Consider the following 17,189-nt stretch of genomic DNA (forward strand, 5'->3'; position numbering starts at 1 on the left):
ATAATCGGCTTGCGAGGAGATAAAAAGGGATGAAAGAAAGCACGGCGAAGCGGAGAAAAGGTGGACGCAGTTATAGTCCGCGAACCCAATCCGTATGGAATATAGTTCAGCTTCTGATTGGTTCAGCTATCGTAGCGATTAGCTTCAATATGTTCATGGTACCCAATGGAATCGCTTCCGGGGGCGTATCGGGTATATCTATTCTCGTCCAAAGAGCAGCAGGCATTACTCCTGCTATCACGCAATGGGCGATTAATATACCGCTGTTTATCGCGGGTTTGTGGCTGCTTGGCAAACGATTTGGCGCAAAAACAGCGCTAGGATCGATTATTTTGCCGCTATTTGTGCTGCTGTCAAATGGCTGGCCATCACCTACGGACAATCCGCTGCTTGCGGCTATTTATGGCGGTATCGGGGTTGGTCTAGGGCTCGGACTTGTTTTTCGAGGAGGGGCTTCAACAGGCGGCTTGGATTTAGCTGCGCAAATTTTACATCGCTACACAGGCCTTCCGCTTAGCTTAGCGATCGTTTGTTTCGACGGCTGCGTCATTATTGCGGCTGGAATAATCATTTCTCCTGAGGTTGCGCTATACGCTTTGATTGGTTTATTCGTGACAAGCAAGACGATTGATTTTGTACAAAGCGGATTGCAGCTATCTAAGGTAGCTTTTATAATCAGCGACCATTCGGATGATGTTGCTGAAGCGATTCTTAATGATTTGGATCGTGGTTTGACGCGGCTTGATGGTCATGGCGGATATACTGGCGTAGGGCGAACGGTATTGATGGTAGTAGTCGGCCAGAATGAGGTGCCGAAGCTAAAGCAAATTGTGAAGTCTATTGATCCTGGCAGCTTTGTAATAATTAGCAATACAGCAGAGGTAATTGGTCAGGGCTTCAAGCTGGACAGCTAACAAAATAATATCCAAACGATACCATTAACGAGTTTTTTGTGCTAAAATGAAAAGAGAACATTTGTTCTTGTTTTAATGAATCCATCTCTCAAACAATTCATAAATTGAGCAAAATTATCATCATTTGTTCGTTGTATTAATATGAATTCGAATGTATAATAATACGAAACAATGTGCGTATTTCCATCAACTTCCGAATGTTGTACAATTATAAGTTGTGGAAGAAAACATCCTTTCCGCGTGCGGAAAGAGCAATAGATGAAGCTGCATAGTAGGGGAAAAGATAGCTTGCAGCATCTAGTTTCGGGGAGAGATTAACATGAGCATAAAGGTGAAAATAGCGATTATCGGTTCAACTGGCTATGGCGGTGTAGAACTCATTCGATTGCTCGCATCCCATCCGCTGGCAGAGGTGGCATCGGTCATTTCGTCATCCAGCGCAGGTACGTCAATAACAGAAGGATATCCACACCTCATCGGCATTAGCGAAGAGCTTCTTGATGATGTCGATCCTGCTGCGATTAAAGCAAAGGCAGATGTTGTATTTCTAGCTACACCTGCTGGCGTGGCAGCTAAGCTGGTTCCAGCTTTGCTTGAAGTTGGTTTGAAAATTATTGATCTATCAGGAGATTTCCGTTTGAAATCGCCAGCATTATATGAGCAGTGGTATAAGAAGCCTGCAGCGGATGAGGCTTACTTGAAGCAAGCGGTGTTTGGCCTTGCGGAAATATACGGCGACCAAGTGAAGGATGCTCCATTTATTTCTAATCCGGGTTGTTACCCAACTGCGACGCTGTTAGGTCTTCTCCCAGCTGTCAAAGAAGGCTGGATTGACCCGTCTACCATCATCATTGACGCCAAGTCAGGCGTTTCCGGTGCTGGCCGCGGTGCGTCGCTAGGCACTCATTATTCAGAACTTAATGAAAATTTAAGAGCATATAAGCTAAATCAGCATCAACATATTCCAGAAATTGAAATGGTGTTATCTCATACGGCTAATAAGCCGGTCGTGACTACCTTTACAACTCATCTCGTGCCAATGACACGCGGCATTATGTCTACGATGTATGCTGTCATTCAAGGCGAGCGGAGCACTAGCGATTTTATTGATCTCTATCGTTCCTACTATGAAGGACGCAAGTTTGTGCGTATTCGTCCAGAGGGACAATGGCCTTCTACTAAAGAAGTTTGGGGCTCCAACTATTGCGATATCGGCTTTGCCGTCGATGAGCGTACGAATCGTGTAACTATCGTTTCTGTTATCGACAACCTGGTTAAAGGCGCTGCGGGTCAAGCGATTCAAAACTTGAACCTGATGATGGGCTGGGACGAGACGCTCGGTTTGCAATTCGTTCCCGTTTATCCTTAATTAATAACGAAAACATTCCTACTGATCTTATAACCATACTCATACAGGTGAAGGAGATACGATTTTACGATGGGACAGGATAAAACAGCCTTGTTCTCGGTCGTCGCTGACGGCTCGATAACAACGCCTCAAGGCTTCAAAGCAGGTGGATTGCACTGTGGTCTCAAAAAAACGACGCGTCACGATCTTGGCGCAATCGTATGCGAGGTTCCAGCAGCAGCAGCGGGCGTATATACAACGAATGTATTTCAAGCTGCTCCGCTTCAAGTAACTCGTGAGAGTATCGGTGCTGGCGGCGTTCTGCGTGCTGTGCTTGTAAATAGCGGCAATGCGAATGCGTGCACAGGCAAGCAAGGCGAAGCGGACGCATACGAAATGCGCTCTAGATTTGCGGAATCAATCGGCGTATCTTCTGAACAGGTAGCCGTAGCATCTACAGGCGTTATTGGCGAGCTTTTGAAAATGGACAAAGTACGCGCAGGCATCGATGGCCTGCCTGCTAAGCTGGGCGGAGATCGCGCAGGCGCGGATGATTTTTGCCAAGCGATTTTAACGACAGATTTGGTTCAAAAGATGGTATGCGTGGAGCTTGAGCTGGACGGCAAACGTGTATATGTCTCAGGTGCTGCCAAAGGCTCTGGCATGATTCATCCGAATATGGCGACGATGCTTGGATTTGTAACGACAGATGCAGCCATTGGAAGCGAAGCGCTTCAGAAGGTGCTGCGCCTTGCGACGGATCTGACTTTCAATATGATTACCGTTGATGGAGATACAAGCACGAACGATATGCTGGTTGCTATGGCGAGTGGACTTGCTGGCAACTCGGAGCTGACAGAAGCCCACGAAGGCTGGGCAGCTTTTGTAGCGGCTATCCGTCATGTATGCGAGGTGCTTGCCAAAGCAATCGCCCGTGATGGCGAAGGCGCAACTAAGCTCGTTGAGGTGCAAGTGAACGGTGCGGTAAGCGACGATTCAGCACAAGCGATTGCAAAGACGGTTATCGGGTCGTCACTTGTGAAATCGGCCGTGTTTGGAGCGGACGCGAACTGGGGACGTATTATTGCGGCAGTAGGCCGTGCGGGCCAGCCGGTTAATCCAGAGACAGTTGACATTCGACTTGGCGATATTTTGACGCTTGAGCAATCCCGTCCTGTTGTATTTGATGAAGAGGTTGCCTTGGAATATTTGAAAGGCGATACCGTTGTTATTCGCGTTGACTTACATAATGGCGAAGGAACGGCAACAGCATGGGGCTGCGATTTGACCTATGACTATGTTCGCATTAATGCGGCATATCGGACATAAGCAAAGTAGATGCTTGGAGGGTATGGAACAGTGACGGAGCAACGATTTGTAATGAAATGCGGAGGCAGTACGCTAGCGGCGCTTCCTAACAGCTTTTTTGACGAGTTGCGGGAGCTTCAGCTCTCCGGCGTTCTTCCGGTCATTGTACACGGCGGTGGCCCAGCAATATCGGAAACGCTTGGCAAGCTGGGGATCGAGACGGGATTTGTTAACGGTCTGCGTGTAACAAACGATGCTGTGCTTGACATCGTTGAGATGGTGCTAGCAGGACGTATCAATAAAGAAATTGTGCGTAAAATTCAAATCAACGGCGCGAAGGCACTCGGACTATCCGGGGTGGACGGCAAGCTCATTCAAGCGCAGCCAGTTGCGAATGCTGCCGAGATTGGTTTTGTTGGCGACGTAACCGATGTAAATGCTGAGATTATTGAAGGTGTCATGGGCATGGGTTACATTCCGGTTATTGCACCAATTGGTATTGATGATCAAGGGCAGCGCTACAACATTAATGCGGATACGGCTGCAGGCGCTGTTGCGTCCCATCTCGGAGTAGAGCGAATGATCGTTGTAACGGATGTGCCCGGCATTCTCAAAACAATAGATGGACAGAAGCAGGTGCTTCCCGTTGTCTCCGTTGCTGAGATCGAAGAGATGATAACGAGCGGCGAGATTTACGGCGGCATGATTCCAAAAGTTCGCGCAGCCATTCAGTGCATTCAAGGACGTGTGCGTGAAGTTGTGATCGTAAGCGGCGAGGAGCCGGGTGTGCTGACGAGAGCGGTACGCGAAGGCGGCGTCGGTACACGAATTGTTCAAATCCATGAAGGGCGGGTGTAAGGTCGATGAGTGAAACGAATGCAACAGCTGCAGCTGACCAATCTCTTTTTCCAACCTATGCAAGATATCCAATGGCATTGGTAAAAGGTGAAGGCAGCTGGTTATGGGATGATAAAGGAAATAAATATCTTGATTTTATGAGCGGTATTGCTGTTACAAATCTAGGGCATGCTCCTAAACAAATCAAAGCGGCGCTTGTTAAGCAGCTCGATGAATTGTGGCATGTATCAAATCTGTTCCATATTCCGAACCAAGCGGATGCAGGCAAGCTCATTACCGACAATAGCTGCGCGGATGCTGTATTTTTCTGCAACTCGGGCGCTGAAGCGAATGAAGCGGCTATCAAGCTTGCACGCCGTTACAATCAGAAGGTACTGAACAATGGCCGGTTCGAAATTATTACTTTTGAGCAATCGTTTCATGGCCGTACGCTAGCTACGCTTACGGCAACTGGCCAGGATAAGGTGAAGGAAGGTTTTGCGCCGCTGCCGGCTGGCTTCAAAACCATCCCGCTGAACGACCTAGCTGCGCTTGAAGCGGCTGTATCTGATCAGACTGCAGCAGTCATGCTGGAAATGGTGCAAGCGGAGGGCGGTATTTATCCAGTTGATCCAGGTTATATGAAGGAACTTGTTGCGTTATGCGAGAAGCAAGGCATCCTTCTTATTGTGGATGAGATTCAAACAGGAATGGGGCGTACAGGCAAGCTGTTCGCATATGAGCACTACGGCATTGAGCCTGATATTTTCACGATGGCGAAAGGTCTTGGAAGCGGCTTTCCTGTTGGCGCGATGGCAGCAAAGGAAAAGCTTCGTGAAGGCTTTACCGCAGGCAGCCATGGCTCAACTTTCGGCGGGACGCCGATTGCAACAGCAGTTGTAAAGGCAACTCTAGAGACAATTGTTGGTGACAATTTATCGGAGCGCGCAGCGCAAAAAGGCGAATATCTCATTTCGCAGCTTCGCGAGAAGCTTGCAGGAAATGAATTTGTTCATGAGGTTCGCGGGCTTGGCCTGCTAGTAGGCATTGCATGCGCAGAGCCGATTGCCGATATTTTGAACGAGGCTCAGACACGTGGTCTAATCGCCATTTCGGCAGGGCCAAATGTCATCCGCCTATTGCCTAATTTACTCGTTACGGATGAAGAAATAGATATTGCTGTTGCGTTATTAGTCGAACTATTGGAAGCGAAGCGACCAGTCGTTAAATCATAAATGCTAGAACATTGTTTTAAGCTGAAGGAGGGCTACCATGCAAGGAATAGTAAACGAGGATTTGGCGCAAAGCTTGAAGGGGCGCGACTTTCTCATGCTGGTTGATTTTAAGCCAGAGGAAATTCGTTACTTGATCGACCTAGCGATTGATTTGAAGCAAAAACAAAAAGCAGGCGAAACTCACCATATTCTAAAAGGCAAGACGCTTGGCATGATCTTTGAAAAATCGTCTACACGTACGCGCGTTTCGTTCGAAGTTGGGATGTACCAGCTTGGCGGTCAAGGTCTATTCTTAAGTGGAAATGACCTGCAAATCGGTCGCGGCGAAACGATCTGGGATACAGCCCAAACGTTGTCCCGTTATCTAGATGGTATTATGATTCGTACATTTGCGCATCGCAAAGTGGTTGAGCTTGCTCGTGGAGCGACGATTCCGGTCATTAACGGTTTGACGGATCTTTCACATCCATGCCAAGCGCTTGCGGATTACCAAACCATTCTTGAGCAAAAGGGTCGTTTGGAAGGGTTGAAAATTGCCTATATCGGCGATGGCAACAATATGACTCATTCCCTGTTGATGGGCGCTGCGAAGCTTGGCCTTCATATGTCTGTTGCGACTCCTGAGGGTTACGAGCCGGATGCCGACATTATTCAGCAAACGAAGGATCATGCTGCTGAGACAGGCTCGCAAATTCACATTTGCCGCGATCCGAAGGAAGCTATTGCTGACGCTGATATCGTGTACACGGATGTGTGGGCGAGCATGGGTCAAGAAGCAGAGCAGAAGGAACGCGAGATTGCTTTTGCGGCCTATCAGGTTAATGAGGCGATTACAAAATATGCGAAGAAGGACTATCTCTTCATGCACTGCTTGCCTGCACACCGCGGCGAAGAAGTGAGTGAAGGCGTAATCGACGGCGATCGTTCGATTATTTTCGACCAGGCAGAGAACCGTCTTCATGCACAAAAAGCGATTATGGCAGCAATTATGTCCTAGCTTAAAAGCTATAAATATATGAATTTATTCGAAGGGAAGTAAAACAATACTATGGCAAAAGAAAAAATCGTACTCGCCTACTCCGGAGGCTTGGATACTTCGGTTATCCTCAAATGGTTGAAAGAAACTTATGACGCAGAAATCATCGCATTTACAGCAGATATCGGTCAAAAGGATGAGCTGGACGGCTTGGAAGCAAAAGCACTCGCAACGGGCGCTTCTAAAGTGTACATCGACGATCTTCGCGATGAATTTGCCAAAGACTTCATCTACCCGATGTTCCAAGCGGGAACGCTTTATGAAGGTCAATATTTGCTCGGTACTTCCATTGCCCGTCCGCTTATCGCTAAGCGTATGGTTGATATCGCTCGTGCAGAAGGCGCAGCTTATATCGCACACGGCGCTACAGGCAAAGGCAACGATCAGGTTCGTTTTGAGCTGACTGCTGCTGCACTTGCTCCTGAGATCGGCGTTATCGCGCCATGGCGCCTTGAAGCATTCCGTGAAGAATTCCCGGGTCGTGCGGAAATGATCGCTTATGCAGAGAAACACAATATTCCAGTTACGGCGTCTGCTGCGAAGCCTTATTCGACAGACCGCAACCTGCTGCATATCAGCTTTGAGAGCGGCATGCTGGAAGATCCTTGGTTCGATCCTAGCTCTGAAGAAAACGAAAGCATGTATGTGCTAAGCGTATCTCCTGAGAATGCGCCGGATAAAGCAGAATATGTTGAGCTTACTTTTGCAGAGGGCAATTGCACAGCTATTAACGGCAAAGAGCTTAGCCCGCTAGAAGTTATGGATACGCTGAATGAGCTTGGCGGCAAGCACGGCATCGGACGCGTTGATATGGTTGAGAACCGTTTCGTCGGCATGAAGAGCCGCGGCGTGTACGAAACACCAGGCGGCACAATTTTGTTCACAGCTCACCGCAAAATGGAATCATTAACAATGGACCGCGAGGTTATGCATCTTCGTGATTCGTTGATTGCAAAATATAGCCAGCTCGTATACAACGGCTTCTGGTTCGCGCCTGAGCGTCTTGCTTTGCAAGCACTTGTGACGGAATCGCAAAAAAATGTGAGCGGCGTTGTTCGCTTGAAGCTGTATAAAGGAAATGTTATCGGAGCAGGCGTACAAAGCCCAGTGAGCTTGTACAACCCTGATATTGCAACGATGGAAGCTGATCCAACGCAAGCATACGATCAAGGGGATGCGACTGGCTTCATCCGTCTGAACGCATTGCGTCTAAAAGTATCGTCGGCAGTTAGCAATAAATAAGGTTTACAAGGGAGTGTTACGAACCAGTGAGTAAATTATGGGGCGGTCGTTTTACAAAAAAAACGGACCAATTGGTAGAGGAATACACAGCATCAATCATGTTCGACAAGGAACTCGCTGAAGAGGATATTCAAGGAAGTCTGGCTCATGTAACGATGCTGGGCAAGCAAGGTATTCTTCCGCTGGATGACGTTGAGAAGATTAAGGACGGGCTGCACCGCGTCCTTCAACGCATCAAACGTGATGATATCGAGTTCTCAATCGGAGACGAAGATATCCATATGAATATCGAAAAGACGCTAATCGACGATGTTGGTTCTGTAGGCGGCAAGCTGCATACAGGACGCAGCCGGAACGATCAAGTGGCGACGGATATGCATTTATGGCTTCGCAAGCGCGTTGTCGAGTTCGTAGATATGCTTTATAAGCTTCAATCTGCACTTATCGAGCAAGCAAAAGCTAACATTGATACCATTGTACCTGGTTACACGCATTTGCAGCGTGCGCAGCCGATCCTGTTTGCACATCATTTGATGGCTTACGTATCAATGTTTGGACGCGATATTGAGCGTTTGCAGGATAGCTACAAGCGCATCAATGTACTTCCACTTGGAGCAGGCGCTTTGGCAGGCACAACCTTCCCAATCGATCGCCATTATGTGGCGAGCCAGCTTAAGTTTGACCGTGTTTATGAGAACAGCTTGGATGCGGTAAGCGATCGTGACTTCATTGTTGAGTTTCTTGCGGACGCATCGATCATCATGATGCATCTTTCGCGCCTTAGCGAGGAGCTAATCCTTTGGTCGAGCACGGAATTCCACTTTGTTGAGCTGGACGATGCATTCTGCACAGGCAGCAGCATTATGCCGCAAAAGAAAAACCCAGACGTACCCGAGCTTGTTCGCGGTAAAACGGGACGCGTTTACGGAGACCTTGTTGGCTTGTTGACGGTTCTTAAGTCACTGCCTCTTGCTTACAACAAAGACATGCAGGAAGACAAAGAAGGCATGTTCGATACGGTGAAGACGCTGCAAGGCGCGCTTCAGCTGTTCGCTCCAATGATCGCAACGATGAAGGTGAACAAGGAACGGATGCGTCAAGCCGTTAATCAGGACTTCTCGAACGCAACAGATATTGCGGACTTCCTTGTTGGCAAAGGCTTGCCTTTCCGCCAAGCGCATGAGGTTATCGGCAAAACGGTATTGTATTGCATCGAGCAAAACAAATACTTGCTGGACCTGACGCTGGAAGAGTTCAAAAAGTTCTCATCGTTGTTCGATGATCGCATTTATGCCGTGCTTCAACCAGAACAGGTTGTTAATGCTCGTAACGTTTACGGCGGCACAGCAAAAACACAAGTGCAAGATGCGATTGGTCGCGCAGAGGTGGCTCTAGAGCAAACTGCAGCTTGGGTGACCGAGTATCTTGAACGCAGCAGATAATGGATATCGCTCTTTAGCGAAATAAGGTTTATAAAATAAAAAGCAGTTCAGCGTTGCCTTGGAGGCAGCGATCTGAACTGCTTTTTTTGCTATATTCGTTAGCAGCCCGCACTTTGCTTGCACCGTTCTCCTAAAAAACGCCGTCCTCAAGCAGCGGCTCTGTCGTTTGCTGTGGCGGAGTCGGCGTTGCCGACGGCCCTTTCCCGCCTTTCATTGGACCAACCTCAACGATGGTTGGCTGAGCCTTGTACGTATCGCGCGACAAGCGGTCACGGGAGATAACCTTGCCGTCACGCGTAAACGTACGGTATGTTTCTACAACATAACCTTGTTTTCCTGATTCCACAGTAACCTTCTGGCCTGGCGATAGGCGAGCATTTGTTTTCTCCTGAATGGCAGGGGCAATCGATTTGAGCGTTACCGATTCGATATCATATTTTTCGTTTTCTTTCATCGTACCGAACAGCTTGATCGTCAGTTTGCGATCATCTACTGAGGTGCGAATGATGAGATATTTACCCGTTGTGTTTTTGAACCGAAAGTTAATCGCACCACCTGCATAAGTAGCATCTTGGCCAATAGGCAAATAAGCAACAGGCAAAGAGTGATTCCGCCGCTCAACAATTTCTAGCCCTGCTCGAAGAATAGCGTTATAAAGTGTACTTGAGACTTGGCAAATACCGCCGCCGATACCTGGAACAAGCTTGCCGTTCAAAATAACGGGCGCCTCCCGATACTCATATAATTCCTCTGCTCTCGTAATGAGCTTGTCATAATCAAATATTTCATCTGGCGCAAGCACCCAATCATTGAGCGTTTCTGCCGTTACAGTCACGTTATGGGCACGTCCTTCTGCGCTCGTCCTGAAATCAGTGGAAAATGATATGATTTTTCGCTCAATGCCTTCATCCCTCAATTTCTCAAGCGTCACTTCCGGATGAATGACGGTAATTGGCAGCTCAGCTTCAAAGGCCTTCTCAACAGGTGCTCCGATATTCTCCCTTTTTATGATAACCCAATCATTTACCTGATCGGCAAGCTTTCCAGTATCCAAGCGAAAAGCATCAACATGCGGTTCGTAGATGACTTGGTCGGTATCTGTGATCCTTCGGACAGCATTTTTGGTAGCACTCTTTTCAATCCAGCTCCACTGCTTGCGAAGTGCGGCATCAAAGGCGTCTGAATTCCAAGCTTGCGAGAGCTCATATTGTTTGGGGAACTGATAGCGGTAAACGGCACGATCCCATATTTCACCTTCGTCCAGCTTCAATAATGCCTCGCGAATGGTTTTGAATTCCGCTTTATACCCAAGCTCGTTTACGGTCCACTGCTTGCTGTCGCCGGCATTGGCAGCTGCATGAATGGTAATGGTGCGCTGCTGCAGCGAGCTCTCATATTCCTCAAGCAGCTTAAGGGCATCTGTTACTTTCATGCCGCCAACAGCGATGCCGCCGGCATCAACCCCATCAGGAACTGTTTTTTGCTGTGCATAATTCCAAATAAAGCCCCAACCTACTGCTGCAATAAGAAGCAGCGATGCTGCGATGATAATGCCAATATGGATACGTTTTATGATATGAATCACTCCTTTCTGCATGTCAAGCAAAAACGCCTTCGGCGACCTCAGGACGCTGAAGCGGTTTTTGACGGAGAAATATAAGCCCTTTATAAGCTAACAAACTTATAAATGCTTATATGTTAAAAAAGCAGTCTTATATGTATATGCAGCTTACTCTGCAATTTTGTCTAATACGTAATAGGAGGTTGATTCGACAATTGCTTCGATTATGAGATTTGTGAAAAATGAGGAAAGCGAGCTCCTTATGAAGGAATTCAGCACAAACTGTCGAAATAGTAGTACTGACTATAAACAGGATGTGATAATGTGATTGAGATGCAAGACATATGGAAAACGTACACCGACGGAACGCATGCGTTAAAAGGCGTCTCTGTTCGTATAGATCGCAACGAGTTTGTTTATCTAGTAGGACCATCAGGTGCAGGGAAGTCAACATTTATGAAATTGATTTATCGCGAGGAAGTACCGACAAAAGGACAGATTTCTGTTAATGGATTTAATATAGGAAAGTTGAAGCCGCGAAAAATTCCATTTGTTCGACGAAATATTGGCGTTATTTTTCAGGACTTTAGACTATTACCCAAGTTAACCGTATTTGAAAACGTTGCATTTGCCATGGAGGTTATAGAAGCCCCAACCCGCGTCATTAAGAGGCGAACGATGGAGGTGCTTGAGCTCGTAGGACTGAAGCATAAGCATGCAAGCCTGCCGGCACAGTTGTCGGGCGGTGAGCAGCAGCGTGTATCGATTGCACGAGCGATTGTAAATAACCCATCTGTTATCGTAGCGGACGAGCCCACAGGCAACTTGGACCCGGAAACGTCGCTGGGCATTATGAACTTGCTTGAGGAAATCAACTTCCGCGGTGCAACCATCGTAATGGCTACCCACAATAAAGATATCGTTAACTCCATACGCAAGCGCGTCATTGCAATCGAGAACGGCAATATCGTACGTGACGAGGCTAGAGGGGAGTACGGCTATGAAGCTTAGAACTATACTCCGTCATCTGCGAGAAGGCGCCAAAAACATCATTCGAAATGGCTGGATGTCGTTTGCTTCAGTAAGCTCGATATTTATATCCTTGTTCATTCTTGGCGTGTTTTTATTGCTCGCACTCAACGTCAATTCCATGGCGGCACAGATCGAGAGTCAAGTGCAAATTCGTGTGTTCCTACAGCTAAATGTAGACAAAGCGAAGATAACAGAGCTTCAGAACAAAATCGGCAATTTAACAGAGGTAAAGCAAGTAACATTTGTGTCTAAAGCAGAGGGACTAGAGCTGCTTCGTAAAAACCTAGGTGATGAGAACAAGGATTTGCTGGATGGTTATGAGAAGGAAAAAAATCCGCTGCCGGATTCATTTACGGTAGAGGTTTATGAGCCGCAATCGATCGAGGATGCAGCAAAACAGATCGATGCGATCAATAAAGCAGATGAGCTTATACCGATTGCCAAAATCAAATATGGACAAGGCACAGTCGAGACTCTTTTCAAAATTACAAATGCTTTGCGTTACATAGGTATCGTCGTTGTTGTAGGTCTATCCGTAACAGCAATGTTCCTGATCTCGAACACGATCAAAATGACCATTATTGCAAGACGCAGAGAAATTGGCATTATGAAGCTGGTTGGCGCGACGAATTCATTTATTCGCTGGCCGTTTTTCATTGAAGGTGCACTGATTGGAATTATTAGCTCGGTTATTACAACGGTAGCTGTGCTTGCAGGTTACTCGCAGCTTGTGAAATTTACGCAAATGGAATTATCGCTAATGATGATTAAGCTCGTCACGGTAGAGGAGTCAGGAATGCTGACTGCCACGCTGCTCATCGTACTCGGAACATTAATCGGCATTTGGGGCAGCACGATCTCGATACGCAAGTATTTGAAAGTGTAGGAGGATGCGAAAGTGAAGAAGAGGAAATGGCTGTTATTCACAGTTACGATGATGCTTGCGGTATTTGTTATGCAACCAACAGGAGGAGAAGCAGCTTCTCTTAGCGAAATAAAGAAACAAATAGCTGCCGCTAAGGCGGAAATGAAGGAAGCGGAGCAACGCGCAGCTAAAGCAGAGCGCCAGGCCGCTAATGCTCATAATCAGGCTAAGACAGCAGAGAATGAGAAGGTAACTATCCTTGGGAAAAAAACAGAAGCGGAAGCTTCTATCGCTAATTTGATGGCAGAGATCGATAATGTCGTCATCAACAAAACAAAGATGCAAGCACAAAGCGATGCGAAGGAAGAGGAATTGCTGCAGACCGGCCTTGAGCTGGAGCAGGCTGAAGAGCGTGTAGTGACACGCGATGAGCTGCTGCAATCTCGTATGCGTCTTATGTATACGAACGGTTTTGTATCTTATATGGACGTACTCTTAAGTGCGACTAGCTTTACAGATTTTATTGATCGATTCGATGCTCTTCAATCGATTCTGTCGCAGGATCGGGATATTTTGGCGGAGCAAAGAGAAGAGAAGGAGCTTGTTGCTCAGAAGAAAATAGAAGTAGAGAAGCAATTTGCTGAAGTGAAAAAGATTTATGAGAAGCTGGAGCAGTACGAAGCTCATCTAGTGAAGAAAGAGCAAGAGAAAGAAGTTATGATAGCGAGCTACAATACAAATATCAAACAACTGGATAATAAGCTTGTACAAATCGACTCCACGCTAGAGGAGCTCGAGGGCATCAGCAAGGAGCAAGAGGAGCTGCTTATGGCGCTTGCTGCGAAAGTATCGAAGCTGAATGCAGAGAAAAACAAAATATCGAATCCGTATACGGGCGGTAAACTGGGTATGCCGATAAGGGATAACTATCGCGTCAGCTCAAGCTTTGGCACACGGGTTCATCCGATTACAGGTAAAACACACACGCATACAGGCACGGATTTTGCAGCACCGCAGGGAACCGATATTTTCGCAGCGGAAGACGGTGTTGTACTCGTTGCCCAAAAGTGGAGCACATACGGAAATTGTGTCATTATTGACCATGGTAATGGCTTGTGGACGCTTTACGGACATATTCGTAATGGTGGAATCAAAGTTGAAAAAGGCGAAACCGTCAAGAAAGGCCAGAAAATTGCTGAGGTTGGCAGTACAGGCAATTCGACGGGACCACATTTACATTTTGAAGTGCGTAAAAACCAAACTCCTGTTAATCCAGGCGGATATTTAAAATAGGCAATCTTTCATAAAATACATCAAGAGGCAGCCCCTGTGGCTGCCTTGTTTAAAATCAAACATAAAATAAATGATAAAGTGATCATTTTTACCGAATAATGCAAATAATTGTAAGCGGCTTGTCATATACTAGAGTGGTCTTAAATCTAAGACCGTGTAAGATGAGAAGGTGGTGTAGACAGGTGCATTTCAAAGGACGGACAGTATTCGCGTTCGTTATGCTAACGATGATTGCATCCGTACTCGTTACGCTAACGATCGCGGACCAAATGATTAAACCGGACAAGCCAGCAGCGACTGCTCTTTCAGCAGCGGCAGCTGATGACGGTGATCGCTTCAGGCTTAAAAAAGAAGAGCTGACGAAGCTTAATGCGGTGCTGGAATTAATTGAAACAAAATATTATCAGAAGGTCGATCGCATGGAGCTGCTTGATGGTGCTGTAAGCGGAATGATGTCGTCGCTGGATGATCCCTATTCCGTTTACATGGAGAAGGACGTAGCTAAGCACTTTTCGGAATCGATCGAAGGCTCGTTTACAGGTATCGGTGCAGAGGTTACGCTTGAAAATGGACGCGTTGTCGTCGTTTCTCCGATTAAAGGCTCGCCGGCAGAACGTTCTGGCCTATTAGCGAAGGATATTTTGCTTTCGGTTAACGGTGCGAAGCTCGATGGACTGAATTTGCAGGATGCGGTAGCGAAGATTCGTGGTCCAAAAGGAACCAAAGCGAAAATTCAAGTACAGCGTGTCGGCTTTTCTGAACCGATCCAGCTCGTGCTCATTCGCGACGATATCGATGTGGAAACGGTATATGGCAGCCTGCAGCCGGATGGTACAGGCGTCATTGAAATCAGACAATTCTCACTGCATACGGCAGAGCGGTTTAAGCAGGAGCTCGCGAAGCTGGAGGAGCAAGGGATGAAGGGGCTTGTTCTTGATGTGCGCAACAATCCTGGGGGCGTTCTTCCCGTTGTTGTAGAGATCGCTCAAACCTTCCTAGCCAAAGGTACGACAGTTGTACAGGTAGAGGATCGTGAAGGAAACCGGGAAAAAACGCTGTCGAAGGGACAAGAAAAAACGTACCCCATAGCGGTTCTTATGAATAAAGGGAGCGCAAGCGCATCGGAAATATTGGCAGGAGCTCTGCAGGAAAGCGCGGGAGCGAAGCTCGTTGGCGAAACCTCCTTTGGCAAAGGCACTGTTCAAGTAAGCTACAACAAAGCGCTTGGCGACGGAAGCCTGCTCAAGATGACCATAGCCAAATGGTTAACGCCTAAGGGCAATTGGATTCATGAAAATGGCATAAAACCAGATCTTACGGTGCAGCCGCCGGATTTGTATACCGTTGCAAGACTTACTCTTTCCGATACGTTAAAGCAGGATATGCTGGGCGAACAAGTACGGAGCGTTCAAATTATGCTGCATGGTCTTGGATACCAACCCAAGCGTGAGGATGGTTACTTTGGAGCGGAGACGGCAGAAGCCGTTAAGAAATTCCAATCCGAGCATAGCTTGACGGCCACGGGACAGGTCGATAAGCAAACGGGTGAAACGCTTGAGAAGGAAGTTATTAAATGGATTCAGGATAAAAAGAATGATAAGCAGCTGCTTGAAGCAATTAAGGCGGTAGGCAGGAAATAATACGCGCATGTCGAATGAATAAGAGGTTGACTCTGTTTAACAGGGTCGGCCTTTTATTTTTTTAGGTTAATAAGGATATGGGGAACGAGCGAAGGAGTGTTAGCTTTGGAAACGGCGATCGAGTTATTGGAAATGCTCGGGCAAGCGGCTGTCCAATTAGTTGCACAGCCATTTTATTATATTGCGGTGTTATTCATCATTTTACAGTATACAAGGCAAATACGGGTGGAGAGGCAGATGTTTGCAGTAAAGCTGCATCATTGGCCAAGCTTGGTTTTTAAGGCGATGTTAACGGGTCTCTTGATTGGTGTAGCGGTTTCCATTGCAGGAGCATTCGTTGGCGTATCGTTGACAGGAGAAGCTGTTCTTTGGCTTTGGGCAGTTGCGGCTATCTTAATGCTGATTCGAATCAGATACTTATGTTTTGCGTATAGTGCAGGAGTCATTACTCTTCTTCAGTGGCTGCTCGGGTGGACAACGCTTACGGAGCGGACGGATTGGCTCGGTTCATTTGCTGTCTCCCTTGCAGGAATTGATGCTGCTGGTTTGCTTGTGCTTGTTGCGCTGCTTCATCTTGCAGAAGCTGTTCTTGTTCGCTGGCAAGGTGATCGATTATCAACGCCTTTATTTCTTGAGGGTAAACGTGGAAAGCTCGTTGGCGGCTATATGCTGCAGGGCTTTTGGCCAGTTCCGCTGCTTATGCTGGTACCGACAGGGGCGAGCGGATCATCTATGACGGCATTGCCGTGGACACCATTATTTGGAGCAGATTGGTCGCAAGGCTGGTCGTTCGTAGCGTTGCCTATGATTATCGGATTTACGGAAATGACACGTTCTTTATTGCCGCGTGAAAAAGCGAAGCATGCCTCGAAAGGGCTGCTGCTGTACAGCCTATGCTTAGCTGGAGCAGCAATTCTGGCTTGGTGGCAGCCTATGCTGCTGCCGCTTGCTGCACTGGTTTCACTGCTGCTGCATGAGGCTATTATATGGAGAAGCCGGGTGAGAGAAGCGGCTTTATCGCCATTATATGTGCATGACTCACGCGGGCTGCGAATATTAGGAATCGTGCCAGGCACTCCAGCGGCATTAATGGGGCTTTTGACAGGCGAGATTTTGCACAAGGTTAATGGTGTGCGTGTGCGGACAAAAGAAGACCTTTATGAAGCACTTGTTCAAAACTCCGCATTTTGCAAGCTGGAAGTATTAAATCTTGAAGGTGAATTAAAATTTGCGCAACGGGCGCGATTTGCTGGTGAGCACCATCAGCTCGGGGTCATTCTAGCTCCCGATGAACAGGCCAACTATTATGCATCGGCTGGGCCAGCGTCATTGCTGCAGCTGCTGCGCAGCTATCATGCTTCTAATCGGCGCGATGCGCAGGCGGAGAGAATGGATAGCTAGTTATAGCTCGAAGTAAAAAGGCTCGAAATAACAAA

General features: G+C 47.3%; 14 protein-coding genes. 13 read left to right on the top strand and 1 reads right to left on the bottom strand.

All coding sequences use genetic code 11. The features are described from left to right. The first annotated feature begins 29 nt into the window (after positions 1-29). The 8 genes from AB4Z45_RS15450 to argH all read left to right on the top strand — a co-directional run bounded on the left by AB4Z45_RS15450 (position 30) and on the right by argH (position 9,362). Positions 30-914, top strand: a complete 885-nt coding sequence (locus AB4Z45_RS15450; protein ID WP_441910226.1) for a YitT family protein — start codon at positions 30-32, stop codon at positions 912-914. Between the two features lie 319 nt (positions 915-1,233). Then, the gene (argC, locus tag AB4Z45_RS15455; RefSeq protein ID WP_441910227.1) at positions 1,234-2,283 is read left to right on the top strand and encodes an N-acetyl-gamma-glutamyl-phosphate reductase; all 1,050 of its coding nucleotides are present in this window, start codon (positions 1,234-1,236) and stop codon (positions 2,281-2,283) included. A 69-nt stretch (positions 2,284-2,352) separates the two neighbouring features. Continuing rightward, positions 2,353-3,591, top strand: coding sequence for a bifunctional ornithine acetyltransferase/N-acetylglutamate synthase (argJ, locus tag AB4Z45_RS15460; protein WP_441910228.1), 1,239 nt, complete (start codon positions 2,353-2,355; stop codon positions 3,589-3,591). Between the two features lie 9 nt (positions 3,592-3,600). Beyond that, the gene (gene argB, locus AB4Z45_RS15465; protein WP_441910229.1) at positions 3,601-4,428 is read left to right on the top strand and encodes an acetylglutamate kinase; all 828 of its coding nucleotides are present in this window, start codon (positions 3,601-3,603) and stop codon (positions 4,426-4,428) included. A 5-nt stretch (positions 4,429-4,433) separates the two neighbouring features. Continuing rightward, positions 4,434-5,642 (top strand): acetylornithine transaminase, encoded by a 1,209-nt coding sequence (locus tag AB4Z45_RS15470; protein ID WP_441910230.1) that lies wholly within the window; start codon positions 4,434-4,436, stop codon positions 5,640-5,642. 37 nt (positions 5,643-5,679) lie between these two features. Then, complete coding sequence (gene argF / locus AB4Z45_RS15475; protein ID WP_339205333.1) at positions 5,680-6,639, top strand: ornithine carbamoyltransferase; 960 nt, start codon at positions 5,680-5,682, stop codon at positions 6,637-6,639. Between the two features lie 51 nt (positions 6,640-6,690). Continuing rightward, positions 6,691-7,920 carry an argininosuccinate synthase gene (locus tag AB4Z45_RS15480; RefSeq protein WP_076266169.1) on the top strand — a complete coding sequence of 410 codons (1,230 nt, stop codon included), beginning with the start codon at positions 6,691-6,693 and terminating at the stop codon, positions 7,918-7,920. Between the two features lie 26 nt (positions 7,921-7,946). Beyond that, complete coding sequence (argH, locus tag AB4Z45_RS15485) at positions 7,947-9,362, top strand: argininosuccinate lyase (protein WP_339205331.1); 1,416 nt, start codon at positions 7,947-7,949, stop codon at positions 9,360-9,362. A gap of 130 nt (positions 9,363-9,492) precedes the next feature. Here argH and AB4Z45_RS15490 read toward each other — a convergent pair whose 3' ends face one another. Next, positions 9,493-10,959, bottom strand: coding sequence for a VanW family protein (locus AB4Z45_RS15490; protein WP_441910231.1), 1,467 nt, complete (start codon positions 10,957-10,959; stop codon positions 9,493-9,495). 288 nt (positions 10,960-11,247) lie between these two features. Between AB4Z45_RS15490 and ftsE the strand changes: the two genes are divergently transcribed. The 5 genes from ftsE to AB4Z45_RS15515 all read left to right on the top strand — a co-directional run bounded on the left by ftsE (position 11,248) and on the right by AB4Z45_RS15515 (position 17,154). Beyond that, positions 11,248-11,934, top strand: a complete 687-nt coding sequence (gene ftsE, locus AB4Z45_RS15495; protein ID WP_076266167.1) for a cell division ATP-binding protein FtsE — start codon at positions 11,248-11,250, stop codon at positions 11,932-11,934. After that, complete coding sequence (ftsX, locus tag AB4Z45_RS15500) at positions 11,924-12,841, top strand: permease-like cell division protein FtsX (RefSeq protein WP_076266166.1); 918 nt, start codon at positions 11,924-11,926, stop codon at positions 12,839-12,841. The genes ftsE and ftsX overlap by 11 nt, the downstream gene beginning before the upstream one ends. 12 nt (positions 12,842-12,853) lie before the next feature. Next, entirely contained in the window at positions 12,854-14,113 is a 1,260-nt protein-coding gene (locus AB4Z45_RS15505) for a murein hydrolase activator EnvC family protein (RefSeq protein WP_256710788.1), read from the top strand. Between the two features lie 182 nt (positions 14,114-14,295). Then, the gene (locus AB4Z45_RS15510; protein ID WP_441910232.1) at positions 14,296-15,753 is read left to right on the top strand and encodes a S41 family peptidase; all 1,458 of its coding nucleotides are present in this window, start codon (positions 14,296-14,298) and stop codon (positions 15,751-15,753) included. 105 nt (positions 15,754-15,858) lie between these two features. Next, positions 15,859-17,154: a PDZ domain-containing protein gene (locus AB4Z45_RS15515; protein ID WP_441910233.1), complete on the top strand. Its 1,296-nt coding sequence runs from the start codon at positions 15,859-15,861 to the stop codon at positions 17,152-17,154. Positions 17,155-17,189: the final 35 nt, after the last annotated feature.

It is taken from the genome of Paenibacillus sp. MCAF9 (assembly GCF_052114265.1).
Taxonomy (GTDB): Bacteria; Bacillota; Bacilli; order Paenibacillales; family Paenibacillaceae; genus Pristimantibacillus.

Bases quoted from the DNA above. Each gene is read 5' to 3' on its own strand.
- ftsX (WP_076266166.1), top strand. From the start codon at position 11,924: ATGAAGCTTAGAACTATACTCCGTCATCTGCGAGAAGGCGCCAAAAAC.
- argB (WP_441910229.1), top strand. From the start codon at position 3,601: ATGCTTGGAGGGTATGGAACAGTGACGGAGCAACGATTTGTAATGAAA.
- AB4Z45_RS15480 (WP_076266169.1), top strand. From the start codon at position 6,691: ATGGCAAAAGAAAAAATCGTACTCGCCTACTCCGGAGGCTTGGATACT.
- AB4Z45_RS15490 (WP_441910231.1), bottom strand. From the start codon at position 10,959: ATGCAGAAAGGAGTGATTCATATCATAAAACGTATCCATATTGGCATT.
- AB4Z45_RS15450 (WP_441910226.1), top strand. From the start codon at position 30: ATGAAAGAAAGCACGGCGAAGCGGAGAAAAGGTGGACGCAGTTATAGT.
- AB4Z45_RS15470 (WP_441910230.1), top strand. From the start codon at position 4,434: ATGAGTGAAACGAATGCAACAGCTGCAGCTGACCAATCTCTTTTTCCA.
- argJ (WP_441910228.1), top strand. From the start codon at position 2,353: ATGGGACAGGATAAAACAGCCTTGTTCTCGGTCGTCGCTGACGGCTCG.
- argC (WP_441910227.1), top strand. From the start codon at position 1,234: ATGAGCATAAAGGTGAAAATAGCGATTATCGGTTCAACTGGCTATGGC.
- argF (WP_339205333.1), top strand. From the start codon at position 5,680: ATGCAAGGAATAGTAAACGAGGATTTGGCGCAAAGCTTGAAGGGGCGC.